Source organism: Streptomyces violaceoruber (assembly GCF_033406955.1).
GTDB lineage: Bacteria > Actinomycetota > Actinomycetes > Streptomycetales > Streptomycetaceae > Streptomyces > Streptomyces violaceoruber.
Window position 1 is genome coordinate 4,839,187 of record NZ_CP137734.1, and the last position, 15,175, is coordinate 4,854,361.

A 15,175-nucleotide genomic window follows, 5' to 3' on the forward strand; every position below is an offset into this window, starting at 1 on the left:
GCCGTGCTCGGCATCTACCTCGGGGGGCTTCCATGCTTGACGCAGCAGCCATAGCCGTCGCCACCGGCGCCGCCAGCAACGTTCTCGCCTACCTGCTTCAAGGCCGGGCCGACGTCCTGCGCACCCGGATCTCTGCAATCTTCCGGCGCGGGGCCGCGCAGGAAGAGTCCCATGCGCTGCGTGCGCTTGATGAGCACGCCGAGGCCCTGGAACAGCGCCGGGTTACCCAGGCCGAGGTCACTGCTCAGTGGAGCAGCGTGCTGACCGCGTTCCTCACCGCCTACCCCGAGGCCCGAGCGGACATCGAGGCGCTGCGCTCTGCGACGCCGTCCGGCACGAAGACGGTCAACATCGGTTCTCAGCATAACCACGGGCGCGGCACTTTCATCGGCGGCGACAACCACGGCACTATCCGCGTCGATGGGCAGGAGGGGCAGTGACGTCCGCCGTTCCGGAGCCGGAGCGGCACATCGCTGAGCAGCACAACCACGGAGACGGTGCCTTCGTAGGTGGTGATAACCACGGCGATATCCGCATTGAGGCAGTCGATGCGAAGACCAAAGCGCTACTCAGGAAGGTCTCTAAGGATTCTCCCGCCCTGGCCGAGCTGCTTGAAGAGGCTCTGGACGACGGGTTGATCTCCCCTGATACCGCGAGCTTGCTCGCGCTGGCGGCGAGCAGCATCAACGAAGATGTCGCTCACACTCTCTCGCGTGCTGCCCAGAGCATCAACGAGGATGTCGCCGCGTTGCTCATGCGCGCAAGCCACAGCATCAACGAGGACGTCGCAGGTCAGCTTTCTCACGCCGCAGACACCTTCGACAAGGTGTCCAAGCAGCTCGACCTTGACGAGCTCAGCAGGGTTGTTAGTCGCTTCGAGGGGACCGTCAGCTCGCAAGGCCGCGATGACCTCAGCGGCTTGGTCACGCGCCTTGAGGGCAGTCTAAGTTCTCTGGACCAACTGGTCAGGGACATGGACAGACTGCAGAACAGGGACAAGCCTTTTGGCCGGATGGAGGAGATAGGGACCGCACTTAATCGCGTGGCCGAGCGGATCGAGGCCACTGTGACGCCACCTCCACCGGAGATCCTTCCCGACCACCGGGCGCGAGCCGTCGCATTCTTCTGGGGCCTCGGAATCGGCGCAGCCTTCATCTTCTACGTGGTGAACCGTTGAGCCGCTCAGCCTGCGCCCCTGAAGTGAACGACAGGCCCAGTGTCCAGTCCATGAGGACAGGCTGATCAGGCTTCCTCGTACGTCCATGCCCGGCCGGTCTGGCGGTACTCGTCCACGGGGATCGGTTCGACTCCAGGCAGCATCCGGGAGGTATAGAGGAGCCCATCGAGGTGATCGATCTCGTGGTGGATGAGGCGGGCGAGGCCGCGTTCGTACACGGTGGTCACGGTCTCGCCGGTCAGGGCCGTGGTCTCCACCGTGATCTTCAGGGGGCGGGGGACGAGGCCGCGGACATCGAAGAAGCTCAGGCAGCCCTCGTACTGCTCGTCCATCTCCTCGGAGCGGGTGGTGATCCGGGGGTTGAGGAGGATGATGGCGGGGGCGTCGCCGGGCGGCTGGACGACGGCGGCGGCTCGTGCGATGCCGATCTGCGGGGCTGCGATGCCCATGCCCTTGGCGAAGGGGTGGACCTGGCCGATCCGTTCCATGGCGGCGAACAGTTCGTCTGTGATGCGTTCGGCCTCGTCGCGTTCGGCGGGCAGGTCGAAGGCGCGGGCCGGTTCGGCGAGGATGCCGGCGCCGTGTTGGACGACTCCGAGGTCTCGCATCTGCTGGCTGGGCCGCACGTCAATCACCTGAACTCCCCTTGATCTGTGTCGCGTTCGGTCTGTGCCCGAAACCGCCACTCCAGACGGTACCGAGCGTGCAGGGCGGGTGTGGTCGTGATCCACGTGAATTGCCGTAGTTCACCGTGGTCGCTGCGGACGGGCGGGGTTCGCAGCGGGGAGGCTTCGGCGGTCATGGAGGTCTCGGTACCCCACACGACGGGGTCAAGGGCGGCGGGGAAGGCGAGCTGGACTTCCAGTTGCTCGGTGGGCAGGCGTACGGCTCGCTGGAACCAGTTGCCCCACTTCTCGTCGCCGACGGTGTAGGCGTACTCGATCCACACGGACTCGCCGGGATAGAGCGGGAAGCGGCCGTGTTCGTTGTCGAACAGCAGCCACACCTCCTTGAAGGCGTCGCGGTCGTGCTTGGCCTGCCACCGCATCGCCTCGCCCCGGCAAGTGGCGGTGAGGTCGAGTTCGTCCCAGGTCAACGGATGGGCTCGGTAGTGCGCGTTGGACTGCTCAGGGTCGCCGGGGTAGCGGTCCACGGAGATGCGGATCAGGTAGCGGGTCACCGGCTCCTCGCCGGTGTTCCGTAGCCTCCGGCGCATGGTCAGCCGGTACGAGCTGCCGTCGTACTCGAGCCGTGCCGCGTCGTGTTCCACGACGAGGGCCGATCCGGTCGCATACGGCTGTTCCGGCCTGCGCTGGGCGGGCGGCGGCGCCGCCGGCCGCCGGGTACGGGCCTTTGCCTGCTCGTAGTCGCACCAGCGTCTCCAGATCGCCTTCCCGGCGTTCAGTGACTCGTCGGCGAGACGCGAAAACTCCTCGCTGGGCTTGTGGCGGCCCGACTCCACGTGACTGACGTAGGACGGGTCGAAGCCCATGGCCAGCGCCAACGCCCTCTTGGACATGCCGCGTACTTCCCGCCAGCGCGCCACCTCGGCCGCGTAGTCCTCGGCCGCCTGCTCGGCGGTGATCTCCTCGCCTTGCGCTTCCATCGAAGCCCCGCGTCATCGTTGGTGAGCATGAATGAACCGTGAGTGATCCAAGTTCACCATCCCGTCACGGCCTGCGTCGCCGCTTTCCTTCCCTTACTGGCCCGGATCGACCCTCCGGGCGGATGAGGGAGGCGAAGCAACATGCGCGTGCTGTACCTGCTGAACATCTCCAACCCCGACCGGCTTTCGGCCGACTCGGGGTGGATTTTCGCGGACCTGCTTGCCCCGGCTCTGGCGGATGCCGGAGCGGACGTGACGGTCGCGGCCCCGGCTCCGGCCGGGGATGCCCGCTGCGGATTCCACCAGACGAAGGTGCCGGCGACGAAGTACCGGGCCCGCTTCTCCGGGGACATCGACGAGCTGGTGGCACTGATCCGAGCGGAGAAGCCCGACGTAGTCGTGGCCAACCAGATCGAGGAGGCCCCGGCGATCCGCACGGCCCTACTGGAGGCCGGATCCAACGCCCTACTGGCCGGCTACTGCCACTACCTGCCGTTCTCCTTCACGAGCGGCGGCCAGCTCCAGCTCGACCCGTCCCTGAACGACGCGGGGCTCGGACGGCCGGTGCTGCTGGCGTTCGCCGCCGGACTGGCCGCCTGTGACCGGGTGCTGGTCCACTCCTCCACGGCCGCGTCCTGGGTGTCGGCGGCAGCCGCCCGGATGACCGTGGACCTCGGCGAGAAGCTGCGAGTGGTGCCCGCCCCGCGTGACGAGCGTCTGGTACGCGACCCCGCCACCACGCAGCCCGCCTCCGGCGCCGGGGCGATCGGCGTCTACAACCACCGGCTGTACGCGCACTACGGCACCGGGCAGTTCGTGGACCTGGCCCGCGACCTGGTCGCGTCCGGCACCGTCAGGCTGCGGGTCATGGACCTGTTCGGCCAGCGCCGGGCGGAGCGCAAGGGCCTGGACGACAGCCCCGAGAAGATGCGTGACCAGCTCGCCGCCCTGCTGCACGTTCAGGTCGTCTCCGACCGGGGCGACCGCGTCCGCTACAAGGACCTGCTGGCCGGCGCGCGCTTCGGCATCGCCCCGTTCCGGCCCGGCTGCCCCTGGTCGATGAGCGTGATCGACTGCCAGGGCATGGGCCTTCCGGTCATCTCGCCCCGCCTCGGCTGGCTCGCCGAGCACATCGACCCCGAGCTGTGCTTCACCACCCCGGCCGAGGCCGTCGCCTTGGCCGAACGGCTCGCCACGGACGCCGAATTCCATGCCCTGCACGCCAAGCGAGCCCACGCCTCCACCGCCGACTTCACCCCCGCCCTGATCGCGGCCCGCTACCTGGAGGCCGTCTCGTGAACAGCTTCGACGCGGTTCTCCTCTCGTACGACGAGCCGATGGCCACCGCTCTGCACTCCCGGCTCCAGCGCACGCTCGGCGGCACGGTCAAGCGCCTGCACGGCGTGCACGGGATGCGCCGGGCCTACCGTCTGTGTGCCGAGGTCGTCGACCACGAGCAGTTCTTCCTCGCCGACGGGGACTTCGCCATCGACGCCAGCTTCGACCCCGCCACGGTGGAGCCTCTGGACGAGGGCGTCTCGATGCGGGTGTGGCGGGCGGTCAACCCGGTCAACGGTCTGACCTACGGCTACGGCGGGCTGAAACTGGTCCGCCGCAGTGCCCTGCGCGAGATGGGCGAGGCCGTGGACGTACTCGCTGCCCTGCCCGGACGGATCGAGTTCGCCCAGCAGACCGCGGGGATCACGAGGTTCAACCAGAGCCCATTCCACGCGTGGAAGGCCGGTTTCCGCGAGTGCGTGATGCTCGCCCGCGGCAGCGAGTACGGCATGGCCGACGACGACTCCCGCCAGCGGGTGGAGGCATGGACAAAGAGCCGCAGCGGCGAGTTCGCCCCGTACGCCGCCGCCGGGGCCCGCGAAGGGGTCGCCTTCGCCAAGGAGTTCGCCCGCGCCCCCGGACAGTTCGACCACCTCAACGACCCCACGTGGCTGCGGGAGAGGTTCACCGCCGCCCACGGGGACCAGGCGGTGGCCGGGTGACCGGCCCCCTGGTGCTGATCGAGCCGTACGCCGACCGCCTGGGCGGGCACCACCAGCGCACGATGGTGGCCCTCGCCCAGGCCCGGCCCAGCAGCCTGGTGATCGCCCCGCACGGGATCGTCCGCGAGGCGGTGGCGGCCCTGCGCGAGGCCGGGGCCCGGCTGGTGACCGCACCGGCCGGACACCCGGCGGCCGTACTGCTGGCCGCCTGCCGCCTTGCGGCCGGGCTCTCCAGGGCTGGCCTGCGGGTCTTCCGCTCGCGCCGCTGGCCGCGCTTCCTGCGGCGGCTTCCGCACCAGATCACCCTCATCGCCCGGTGCCTTGCGGAGGCGTCGGCCCTGCGGACCGCCCGCCGGCTGGCGCCCGGCGCCGAGGCGGTGGTGATCCTGAGCGCGAGCGAGGCCCTGCACGGTGCCGCCGCTCTCCTTGGCGGGCTGCCGCACTTGCGGTTCGTCCACGAACAAGTCACTACCGAGGACGCTGCCGTGCGGTTCCTCGGACGGCTCGCCCGCCGGGGCGAGAGGCAGGTTCTGGCGGTGTGCCCGACCCAGGCCGTAGGCGATCAGTTCACGGCAGCCTTCCCGGACCTGCCCGCGGTGGTGCGGGCCTTCGCGGTCGACGATGGCCGCCGCCTCACCGACGCCGAACGCGACGGCGGCCGTACCGCCTTCGACATCCCCACCGGCGAAGCCTCGGTGTGCCTCGTCGGCGGCTGGTGGCCCTACAAGGACATCGGAGTCATCGACGCCGCCCTGCCCCTACTGAAGGATCCTCTGCACCTGGTGGTCACCGGTATCCCGCTCGACGAAGCCGTGCTCGCCCGATGGCGTGACCTGCCGAACATCCACCTCCACACGATGCCCGGACCGGTCAGTGAACCGGTGTTGCGGCTGGTCTACGCCGCCGCCGACGCCGCCCTGGTCACCCGCTGCCCCGGCGTCGGCAAGGAGTCCGGGCTCGTGATGGACGCCGCCCGCCTCGGCGTCCCCCTCGTCGTCTCCGACCACGACCCCGGTCTCACCGCCCGCCTGAGCGGCCGGCCCTGGGCCCTGACCTTCACCGCCAGCGCCCCGGACGCCCTCGCCGAGGCCCTGCACAGCGTCATCCGTCAGCCGCCCGAGCGGCCCGGTCCCGAGGCGCCCCACCTGCTGGGGATGCGGTCGGCCGCCGAGCAGGCCGACTTCCTCACCCGCACCTTCGCCTCACTGCGTACGAAGGACTCCCGATGCTGAGCACCCCTCCCGCGCTGATCGCCGTCGTCGGCCCCGTCGAACCCCCGCTGCTGGCCGCCTGGGTCCGCCACTACCGGTGGCTGGGCGTCGAGCGGTTCCTGATCGCCTTCCACTTCCCCGAGCACGTGCCCGACCAGCAGCGGCACGAACTCCAGGCCGCCAGCCGCGAACTGGGCATCATCCCCACCGGCACCAGCACCGGCCCGTGGCACGAGCACACCAACACCCAGCTCAGGGACTCCCTGCGGCACCGGGCCGGCCCGGGCTGGCACCTGCTCGCCGACGCCGACGAGTTCCAGCAGCACCCCGCCCCGCTGAGTGAGGTGATCGCCCAGGCAGAGAAGTCCGGGCACCGCGTGGTGGGCGGCCTGATGCTCGACCGGATCGCCCCGAGCGGGCGCCTGACCGGCTGGAGGCCCGAAGGCGGACTGGATCTCGCCTATCCCCTCGGCGGGCACCTCACCCACCGGCTTCTGCACGGAGACCCCCGCAAGATCGTTCTCGCCCGCCACGATGTCACCGTGGCAGGCGGCAACCACAGGGCCCCCGGACAGCGTCCGGATGCCAACCGCATCTGCGCGGTTCACCACTTCAAGTGGCGCTCGGGCGTCCTGGACGACCTCCGCCGCCGGGTCCAGCACTTCTCGACCGGCACATGGCAGGAACAGACCCCGGCCGTGCGCGACGAGGCCAGCCGCCTCCTGTCGCACGTCGGCCAGTACGGCGGAGTGATCAACACCAGCGATCCGCGGTTCGCCTTCCGCCGGGTGAGCCTGGACCGCATGCCGTTCAGCTGGCCCAGCGAGGCCCGCAGCATCGTCACGGCCTGGCGACCGCACGCGCACACCTGCCAGGATCAGAGACAATGACCGCGCCCACGGACAGCTCATCGCGAAAGGGATGACCACGTGCCCCTCGCCGTTCTCCTGGCCGGCATCACCGGCTCCGGGAAGACCACCGTCGCCCGAGCCCTGGCCGACCACGGCTACACGCGGCTGTCCGTGGACGAGGAGGTGCACCGCCTCCACGGCCGATACGGCGTGGACTACCCCGAGCACACCTACTTCGAGCGCGAACGACCAGTGGTCGAGGCGATCCGGCAGCGGTTCGTCAAGGAGCTGGAGGCTGGTAACGACGTCGTCCTGGACCACGGGCTGTGGCGGCGCGCCGAGCGCGACGCCTGGCAGCAGGCCGCCCGCGAAGCGGGCGCCCATCCGCTCGTCGTCTACCTCCCCGCCGACCGGGAAGAGCTGCTGGGACGCCTCGCCGAGCGCAACCAGCGCGAGGACGCCAACGCCCTCACCGTCACACCCGAAGCCCTCGACGACTTCTTCGCCCGATTCGACCCCCCGGCCGACGACGAAGAAGTCATCGTCTGCACCGGAGACCTTGACGCGCTCGTGGCGGCGCTGTCTGCGGCCAGGCACAAGCAGGACTGAAGCAGACCCACTGACTGCTCGTTATCACCGACCATGACGTGGTCTGCTGCGGGCTTGGCGTTGGCTGCGCTCAGCGCTCTGCTCGCGCACCGCCGTAGGCGCAGGCTGAGGTGGTACGGACACGAAGGGCGTGGCGTTCACAGTGCTTCGCCTGCGCGCTGCTTGCACGCGCTTGTTCGGCTGGGCGGTGATGCGCCACACCAGGACCTGTGCCGGTGAGTCCGCGGTGTCGAGTTCACGCTCGGCGGCAGCCTCGCTCAGGAGTTGGCGGGCATTGTGGCCGGCGGTCTCGGCGCGGGCGAGCGTGGTGGTGAGGGCGGGCCAGACAGGATCAGCCAGGATCTGGTCGGCGTGGTCGGGGAGTGCTTGGCGCACGGTGGCCTCGAATCGGTCGATGGTCTGCTGGCGTGGGGCTCGGCGGGAGAGGTCTGCCAGGACCGGCTCGCTGGCCTGCTGGTAGCCGGTCCGCAGGTGGAGGAGGGTCTGTTCAGTTGCGGCCGCCTGCTGCTGGTGGCCGCGCTGTGCGTGCCAATTTGCGGCGGCGCGGGCCAGGTGGAGGGCGGCGAAGATGAGGGCGATGGCGAGCCCGCCCGGCTCGTTTGTGGCGTAGGCGAGTTCCTTGGCGGCGTCCCGCAGGGAGGTGGCGGCCTGGTGGTCGGCCCGGATCGCCGAGCGGCGGGAACGGTTGAACGCCGTCGCTGCTGCCTGTAGTTCGGCCTGGTGCGGGCCGTGAGTGGCGCGGGCCAGGTTATGCAGAGCGTCGCTGAAGGCATTCAGCTGGCCTTGGGCTGCGGCGTCGTCTCCCGAGTCGAGGACGGTGCGGGCTGTGCGCACGGCGCTCTCGGCACGACGCCATGACGTGTGGGGGTCCTTGATGTGCTGCGGGCGTTCGGTTACGTCCTGGGTGGGGAGGCGTTCGCACAGGCGGTTGAAGGACAGGTCGGGGGCGAGCTTGGAGCCGCCGTACCAGACCGGCTCGCCTTGGGCGGTGTCGCCGGGGGCGGCCAGGCTGTAGCCGGTCATCTCGCCTGACTCGGGGCCGATGCGCTGCTTGACCTGGATGCCGAGCGACGTGAGGACGGTGAAGTAGCCGTCAATGCTGCGTACGGTGGCAGCGACGGCGTACGCCTGCTCGCGCAGCCACTCCCGCGCGGTGACGTCCTGGCCTTGGCGCTCGGCCTTGGCGCGCTCGGCGCCGGTCGGTGTGGGCGGTGCGGTGAGGTCGCCGGACTTCAGGCGGCGCAGGCCGAACTCGGCCTCGATCTTGCGGCACTCCTGCTGTGCCCGCTGGCCGTCGCGGTGGGTGCGCGGGCGTCGGCCGTCGGCGCGGACGGTAGTGGCGAGGATGTGGATGTGGTCGTCCGCGTGCCGTACGGCGATCCACCGGCACGCCTTTTCGTCGCCCTCGGGCGCGATGCCGGTGGCCGTCACTATGCGGCGGGCGACTTCTGCCCACTCGGCGTCGGTGAGGTAGCGGTCGCCGGGTGCGGTGCGTACCGGGCAGTGCCACACGTGCTGCGGCGGTTTGTGGCCGCCCAGCTCGCGGGTGCGCAGGTCGACGTGGTGGTCCAGGCGCCTGGCGAGCTGGCTGTAGGTGGCTTCGTGGTCGCGGCCGGGGTCGGGGGCGCCGGCCATGTCCCAGGCGGCGACGATGTGCGGGTCGGTGTGCTCGTCCCGCCGCCCGGGGCCGAAGAGGTAGTTGATCAGGCCGAGGGTGCTGGATCCGGTGGAGACGTCAGGCACCATGGCCGGGCCTCTCCGCCAGGAACTGGTCGATCAGCCGGTAACTACTCTCGGCCGTCCGCTCGACGCGAGCGAGCACGGCCTCCGCGTGCTCGGGAACGGTTCCTCGGTGGATGGCTCCGGTTATCTGGTTGAGGTTGCTGCCGATGCGGTTCAGCGCGACGGTGTGAGCCTCGACGGCCTCGATCAGCGGGCGGAGGGGATCGTCCTCCGGACTGCCGACCATGCCCGCCTTGCCGAGGGCGACAGCGAGCGCGGCGTCGCCGACGAACCCGGCGAACTTCTGACCGCGCCGCTCGGCCTCCTTGGCGATGATGCGAACCGCGGTCGGGGTGAAGCGGATGGTCTTTTCCTGGTCGCGCTTCTCGGTGGTGCGCTTGCGGTTCATCAGCGCGGGCAGTGCCGGGGCGTCGGGCTCGCGCCACGAAGGCTGCTCATCGGAAGGCGTCGTTTCGGCAGGCTGTTCAATGGGCGGTCGGGCATCGGCAGGCTGCACGGGGCACGGGGCGGCGCAGCCGGCGCCGGGTGCGGTGCTGGGCTCGGTCGTCCCCTCCCCAGGCTCGGGCGCCCGCTGGCGCCCGGCCTCTTCCTCCGCCCCCCTGGGGCGGGGGCAAGCGCGGACGAAGCCTCGTTAGAGGCTCGTTCGCTCCAGCTTGCTGCTGTTCGGCGGGCCAGCCTGAACAGTCCCCTGCGGTGGCGGGAGGGGGCATCGTCCGTGTTGTTGTCGTGCATGGTGGTGCTCCGGTGGCATGTGGGCAGGGCTTCGTCACGTCCGTCGCAGCCGTCCCGTGGCTGGTCAGGACAGGTACGGACTCGGCTGCAGGTACGGGCATCTCCGTCCCGGCGAGGAAGTCCGTCCCCGCGCTGACCTGCGCGGGGACGGACGGGACGGACTGAGACGGACCCAGGGAGTGGGTTCAGCGGGCGGGCTTGGGGCCTGCGGTGCCGCCGGGCGGGCCGACAGGCAGCGACCCGGTCGGAGGGGCGGGCAGCTTGCCCCGGCTGGGCGTACGGGCGTGAACTCGTGCCCGGCTGCGGGGGCCGACTGGGCGGGGTCGGGGCAATAGCGGGCCCAGGCGTCGAGGAACTGATTGCGGGCGTACGCCTTGGCCTGACGGCCCTGCTCGAAGCGATAGTTCGCCGGGCGGATGCCGAAGTCCCGCAGCAGCGCCGACAGGTGGAAGGCGGTCAGCCCCTTGGTGCCGTAGTCCGGCCATGGAGATTCAGCATCTGCCAGGAGAGCGGCGAGCAGATCCTGCGAGCGCAGAGCCTCCTTGTTGCCCTGCTGTTCGAAGATGCGGCGGACATCACGCAGCAGCCTCGTCTTCAGGGTCGTCTGCTCGTCGTGGACGGCCTCGTGCCGAGTCATCGCCAAGCAGGCGGCGCGGGCCTTCGCGGGCCAGTGGCCGCCGGCCAGGTCGGCGACGATGACCAGCGGCTCCCACGTGTCCGCAGCCCTGTCCTCAACCGGCATCTTCGGCACCAGACCGGCAGCCGCGCCACGCAGCGGCGTCAGCCACGCGGCCAGCCGGTCACGCACCGCGTGCAGTTCAGGCACGGAGTGCCGCGAGCGGAACGGGGTGATCCGCTCACCCGGCTTGCGCTTCTGCATGCGCAGCACGACCGCCCGGTCCATGATCGTGTCGGGCAGGTCGCCGATCCCGGCCAGCGCGGCCATGGCGAAGGTGGGAAACGCCGTCGGCTTGTGCTCCGGCCCGGAGATCCGCCATGCCGGCCGGTTGCGCTGGTGCCCTGCGTTCAGCAGGCCGCGCAGGTCCTCCTTGTCGCCGGCCTTGGGGCCGAAGATGGTGTCGGCCTCGTCCACCAGCAGCGTCGGCGGGTTCTTGCCTATGACGCGGAAGACCACCGCCGGAGACGTGTTGACCGTCATCATCGGCTGGTGCACGGTCTCGTGGAGCACATCCAGGACACGGGACTTGCCACACCCCTTGGTCGGCCCCACCACCGCCAGGCGCGGCGCGTGCTGAAGGGCGGGCTGGATGTGAGAGGCCGCCACCCACAAGGTGACTGCCGTCAGCGCCTCCTCACTCGGCAACACCACGTACCGGCCTATCGCCGCCTGCAGCTCATCCAGCAGCACGGCCCCGTCACCGGTCACCTCGACGCCGGCGCCCCCACGGTCCCCGGTCCCCGAACCGTCATCCGGGACCACGGTCCCGCTCTGTACCTGCTCGGTCCCCACGGGACCGTCGGTCCCGCAGCCCGTTGGGGACCGCGGTCCCCTACCGCACGGTCCCCTGGTGCCACGCCCGCGCCCTGGGGACCGGTCCCCACATTGGGGACCAGGGGACCGGGACCAGGCTCATGGTCCGCCTTCGGGGAGGGCACTGGTCCGTCCGGACCGGAATCGTCCGCATCCCGTGGTCCAGTCCGCACGCCGCTGACCTGCATCTCTTCCTCGTCAGCGGATATCTGCTCGGTGGCCCGCGCTTGGTCGTGGGACCAGGCCGCTCCCTTCGGCGGCAGCGGAGCAACACCGTGGTGCGGTTGGTTCCCGGTCCCCGCACGATGGGACCGGTCCCCGGCATCCGGGCCCAGGGGACCGTGCCCGCCGTGGGGACCGTCGCCGGTCCCCTGGCGAGGGGACCGTGACTCGGCTCGGTCCCCGTTGCGCGGGACCGTTCCCTGTCCGGGGACCGCCGCGGGCGGCCAGACAACCTTGGGCCTGGTTTCCGCGTTGGCGGATGCACTCGAAGTGCGAGGGGACGTAGAGTCCTCCATAGACGTTCCTCTCTGGTGAGGGGCAGGACGGGCAAGGTCCCGACCCTCACCGGCTCAGTCGTTCAGGGATGGGCGATGCGTAGGGGAATCTCCGGCCCCCGGCGTTGGCGCGCCGAGGGCCGCTCTGTTTCCCGGTGAGTCATGCCGTGAGGTCGTACGAGGTCTGCTGGTCGAGCCAGGTGTCGACCTCGCGCCAGCGGTAGCGCAGGTGTCGGCCGACCTTGTGGACCTTCGGGCCGATACCCCGGTACTTCCACTGGTAGAGGGTCTTCACGGGCACCCCGAGGTAGGCGGCGATCTCAGCCGGCGTGGCGAGCGGGCCGCGCGTCGCGGCCGTGGCGGGGCGAGGGAATCCGTTGGGCAAGGGCACTCCATATCGGTTGCAGGAGACGGGTGCGGCAGAAAAGCCACACCTTCGACTCTGTCCGCATGTATTTCTAGGGCTTCTTCGGTCGGCCCGAACGGTGGGGCGATCGAAGAGGGAATAACCGTAAGGGCGAATCGCCGGTTGACCAAAAAGTCCACCAATCCGCCTGGTTCTCGCCGGAAGATCCCGTAGGGGCACTCGGCAATCATCGGCGGAGAACCGGCAGGCCAGCAGTGTGCTGTGGTGACCGCCTGTGCCTGGAACCGCCGTAGCGGCGCGGGACCGTACCACGCAATTCTCGATACATCGAACCGCCCGTTCCCGGAGAGAAGTGCCCGCGCCTGCAAGTTCTGTAGAGTTTTAGAACCAACTCTTGCCATGCTCGCCGATGTCGAGTTACAGCTATCCGTCATGGCTACTCACCTCATCGAAATCAGGCCGGCCGGAATGCGCGCCGCCCGTAATATCGGGGCCGCTCGTTCGGTGTGCGGCTTCACTCGGCAGCAGCTGGCCTCCCGCATGACCGCGCTGGGCCGCCCTGGCTCCCACCTTGTCGCCAACCGCATCGAGAGGGCTCGTCGACGCTGCGAGATCGATGACCGCGTCACCGTCGCCGCCGCACTCGGTGTCTCGCCTCTGGCCTTGTTGCTGCCTTCCTTGGAGGTCGACTCTGCGACCGCCGTGCCGAACGGCGTCCGGGAAGGGGTCTGATGGCGCGCGTCTGGATCGAGGACCGCGTGGGGCACACGGCGTACGTGCGGGCTGTGGCAGTGGCCAAGAAGACGGGACGCACCCCGCCTGGGCGCTACCGCGTGCGCTGGTACGACCCTGACGGCAAACCCAGGATGAAGACACTGGCCCGCAAGGTCGACGCGGACGCCGAGCGGACGAGGGTCGAGTCCCGCCTCTCCGACGGCACGTACCGTGACCCGGCCGCGGCGCGTGTGAAGTTTGCAGAGGTGGCGGAATCCTGGCTGGCCGCGCAGATCCACCTCAAGCGGTCAACTCGCAACCGCTACCGAGGCGTTCTCGACGTCCACGTAATTCCCAAGTGGGGCACGACGGCCCTGGACCGCATCCGCTTCGAGGACGTCGCCGAATGGCTCGCGGACATGCTGTCCGGGGAGGCGGCGGGAGGCAGGAAGCTCAGCGCGCGTTCGGTGCGCAAGGCGTACGTCGTCCTCAGTCGCGTACTCGGCTTCGCAGTCAAGTCCCGGCGCCTGGCGTTCAACCCAGCCGCCGGCGTGCCCCTGCCGAAGCCGGTACCGGCTGACCACGTCTACCTCGACGACCTTCAAGCCGAAGCGCTCGCCGACGCTTCGGGGGTGTATCGGGTCTTCATCCTGCTGTTGGCCTATACGGGGCTCCGCTGGGGCGAGGCGTCCGCGCTGAAGGTGAGGCGCGTCGACCTCGACGCCTGCCGCGCGCACATCGTCGAGGCGTACGTTGAGGACAACGGCAAGCTCTACCTCGACTCGCCCAAGAACCACGAGCGCCGGTCCGTCCCGATCCCTCGCTTCCTCGCCGAGGAGTTGAAGCCCCATGTCGAAGGACGGGGCGAGGACGAGCTGCTGTTCACGGCTCCGCAGGGCGGACCGCTACGGGCCCGGAACTTCCGTCAACGGTTCTTCGCCCCGGCGGTCGCCAAAGCGGGCCTCGGCCACCTCAAGCTCACGCCGCACAAGCTGCGCCACACGGCGGCTTCCCTCGCCATCGCCAGCGGCGCGGACGTCAACGTCGTCCAGACCATGCTCGGACACAAGTCCGCGACGCTGACGCTGGACACGTACGGCCATCTCTTCCCCGACCGCCTCGACGAGGTCTCGAAGAAGATGCACAAGCGCCGCTCCAAGCAGTTGGCCAAGGCGAAGGCCGAACTGGCGAAGGCGGAGAAGAGGGCACGGAAGGCGGCTGAGGCGGTGGCTGCCTGGGAGGATCCCGCAGCGTGATGTGTGCCTGAGCCGTGCTGTGGTGCGGCAGTCGAGGGAGCCGCCCTTGAGGTGCTGCCCCGTTCTTGCCCGAGCGTGGACCGGCAGCGGATCATTCGCACATGAGACCCGAAGTCAGAGCTTTCGTTGCAGTCGGCCCCCTACCCGACTGCAACGCGGACGAGGGCGAGATCGACCGACGGGTCCAGCAGCTCGAAGCCATCTCCCAGCCCGTCACGACCGAGGAGGCGGAGGCTCTGGCCGGCTGATTTGGCCCGGATGACTGCTACGGCGTCGCCTGGTCGCTGCTGCACCTCATCGAGACCGGTCCTGGTCCAGTCCCTTCTGTGCAGCGGCCTGGTTCGAACGCCAGCGAGTGGCACCGCACCCTCTGGAACAGGTGGGGAAGCCGGGAGTTTTCTGAGGACGAGTCGGCAGGCTGAAGCCCTGAGATGATCACACAAGGAACACAGGTCACAGGCCGCTGTGACCAATGCGGCGGCGTGCTGACACGAGACGTCGGCCAGTTCATCGAACGTGGCAGGCTGCGCTGGGGCAGCGAGGGCCGGTGTGAGGACTGCCGCGCTGGGTGGTGCGAGCAGGGCAGCGGCCCCGTGACTCCCGAATACATCCGACATGCTCTGCTGCAGGTTCACGGCCCGGCCCAGCTTCGGCTGACGGGAGAAGCGCCGAGCCTTGTCCTGGTGCTGAAGGCCCTGCGCGAAGCGCAGGAGCTGCCCATGGGTGAGGCGCGCGCACGCGCCGCTCAACTTGCCGCATCCGGTCTCGTCGGCACGCTCGTGGAAATGGAGTTCCTGGCCATCCACCTTCGGAAACAAGCCGTCGCGGTGGCAGTCGATCTCCGTGCCGTGTGACTGCCTTCCCTGCTCGTGAGCCTCGACCCAGCATTGGGGAACCCACCCCCATCAACGGCTCCAACG

General features: G+C 69.6%; 17 protein-coding genes. 11 read left to right on the forward strand and 6 right to left on the reverse strand.

Annotated elements, in window-relative coordinates; genetic code table 11:
- The first annotated feature begins 32 nt into the window (after window positions 1–32).
- Both R2E43_RS21830 and R2E43_RS21835 read left to right on the forward strand, forming a co-directional pair.
- The gene (locus tag R2E43_RS21830) at window positions 33–440 is read left to right on the forward strand and encodes a hypothetical protein (protein ID WP_051815146.1); all 408 of its coding nucleotides are present in this window, start codon (window positions 33–35) and stop codon (window positions 438–440) included.
- Window positions 437–1,177: a hypothetical protein gene (locus tag R2E43_RS21835; RefSeq protein WP_030871275.1), complete on the forward strand. Its 741-nt coding sequence runs from the start codon at window positions 437–439 to the stop codon at window positions 1,175–1,177. The genes R2E43_RS21830 and R2E43_RS21835 overlap by 4 nt, the downstream gene beginning before the upstream one ends.
- Before the next feature lie 65 nt (window positions 1,178–1,242).
- On the opposite strand, the gene R2E43_RS21840 is transcribed toward R2E43_RS21835, so the two are convergent.
- Window positions 1,243–1,812: a peptide deformylase gene (locus tag R2E43_RS21840; protein WP_030871272.1), complete on the reverse strand. Its 570-nt coding sequence runs from the start codon at window positions 1,810–1,812 to the stop codon at window positions 1,243–1,245.
- The gene (locus R2E43_RS21845) at window positions 1,809–2,783 is read right to left on the reverse strand and encodes a helix-turn-helix domain-containing protein (protein ID WP_326651852.1); all 975 of its coding nucleotides are present in this window, start codon (window positions 2,781–2,783) and stop codon (window positions 1,809–1,811) included. Before R2E43_RS21845 ends, R2E43_RS21840 begins: the two co-directional genes overlap by 4 nt.
- 141 nt (window positions 2,784–2,924) lie before the next feature.
- Here R2E43_RS21845 and R2E43_RS21850 point away from each other — a divergent pair, with 141 nt between their 5' ends.
- Genes R2E43_RS21850 through R2E43_RS21870 form a run of 5 tightly spaced genes read left to right on the forward strand, consistent with a single transcriptional unit; the run spans window position 2,925 to window position 7,454 of the window.
- The gene (locus tag R2E43_RS21850; protein WP_030871266.1) at window positions 2,925–4,082 is read left to right on the forward strand and encodes a glycosyltransferase; all 1,158 of its coding nucleotides are present in this window, start codon (window positions 2,925–2,927) and stop codon (window positions 4,080–4,082) included.
- Window positions 4,079–4,783: a hypothetical protein gene (locus tag R2E43_RS21855; protein ID WP_030871263.1), complete on the forward strand. Its 705-nt coding sequence runs from the start codon at window positions 4,079–4,081 to the stop codon at window positions 4,781–4,783. Before R2E43_RS21850 ends, R2E43_RS21855 begins: the two co-directional genes overlap by 4 nt.
- Entirely contained in the window at window positions 4,780–6,015 is a 1,236-nt protein-coding gene (locus R2E43_RS21860; RefSeq protein ID WP_030871260.1) for a glycosyltransferase family protein, read from the forward strand. Before R2E43_RS21855 ends, R2E43_RS21860 begins: the two co-directional genes overlap by 4 nt.
- Entirely contained in the window at window positions 6,009–6,884 is an 876-nt protein-coding gene (locus R2E43_RS21865) for a glycosyltransferase family 2 protein (RefSeq protein ID WP_030871257.1), read from the forward strand. The genes R2E43_RS21860 and R2E43_RS21865 overlap by 7 nt, the downstream gene beginning before the upstream one ends.
- 39 nt (window positions 6,885–6,923) lie before the next feature.
- The gene (locus R2E43_RS21870; protein WP_030871254.1) at window positions 6,924–7,454 is read left to right on the forward strand and encodes an AAA family ATPase; all 531 of its coding nucleotides are present in this window, start codon (window positions 6,924–6,926) and stop codon (window positions 7,452–7,454) included.
- 24 nt (window positions 7,455–7,478) lie between these two features.
- Here the strand turns inward: R2E43_RS21870 and R2E43_RS21875 are convergent, their stop codons facing one another.
- From R2E43_RS21875 to R2E43_RS21890, 4 genes are all read right to left on the reverse strand, one after another.
- Window positions 7,479–9,200, reverse strand: a complete 1,722-nt coding sequence (locus R2E43_RS21875) for a relaxase/mobilization nuclease domain-containing protein (RefSeq protein WP_030871251.1) — start codon at window positions 9,198–9,200, stop codon at window positions 7,479–7,481.
- The gene (locus R2E43_RS21880) at window positions 9,190–9,693 is read right to left on the reverse strand and encodes a hypothetical protein (protein WP_332056493.1); all 504 of its coding nucleotides are present in this window, start codon (window positions 9,691–9,693) and stop codon (window positions 9,190–9,192) included. Before R2E43_RS21880 ends, R2E43_RS21875 begins: the two co-directional genes overlap by 11 nt.
- Window positions 9,694–9,993: 300 nt before the next feature.
- Window positions 9,994–11,400, reverse strand: a complete 1,407-nt coding sequence (locus R2E43_RS21885; RefSeq protein WP_408649115.1) for a DUF3631 domain-containing protein — start codon at window positions 11,398–11,400, stop codon at window positions 9,994–9,996.
- A gap of 678 nt (window positions 11,401–12,078) precedes the next feature.
- Window positions 12,079–12,303, reverse strand: coding sequence for a helix-turn-helix transcriptional regulator (locus R2E43_RS21890; protein ID WP_030871241.1), 225 nt, complete (start codon window positions 12,301–12,303; stop codon window positions 12,079–12,081).
- 381 nt (window positions 12,304–12,684) lie between these two features.
- On the opposite strand from R2E43_RS21890, the gene R2E43_RS21895 reads away from it, so the two are divergent.
- From R2E43_RS21895 to R2E43_RS21910, 4 genes are all read left to right on the forward strand, one after another.
- Window positions 12,685–13,017, forward strand: coding sequence for an XRE family transcriptional regulator (locus tag R2E43_RS21895; RefSeq protein WP_234328703.1), 333 nt, complete (start codon window positions 12,685–12,687; stop codon window positions 13,015–13,017).
- Entirely contained in the window at window positions 13,017–14,255 is a 1,239-nt protein-coding gene (locus R2E43_RS21900; protein ID WP_063739124.1) for a tyrosine-type recombinase/integrase, read from the forward strand. The genes R2E43_RS21895 and R2E43_RS21900 overlap by 1 nt, the downstream gene beginning before the upstream one ends.
- 101 nt (window positions 14,256–14,356) lie before the next feature.
- On the forward strand, window positions 14,357–14,503 hold the full coding sequence (locus R2E43_RS21905) for a hypothetical protein (protein ID WP_234328702.1): 147 nt from the start codon (window positions 14,357–14,359) through the stop codon (window positions 14,501–14,503).
- 234 nt (window positions 14,504–14,737) lie between these two features.
- Window positions 14,738–15,109 (forward strand): hypothetical protein, encoded by a 372-nt coding sequence (locus tag R2E43_RS21910; protein WP_030871233.1) that lies wholly within the window; start codon window positions 14,738–14,740, stop codon window positions 15,107–15,109.
- Window positions 15,110–15,175: the final 66 nt, after the last annotated feature.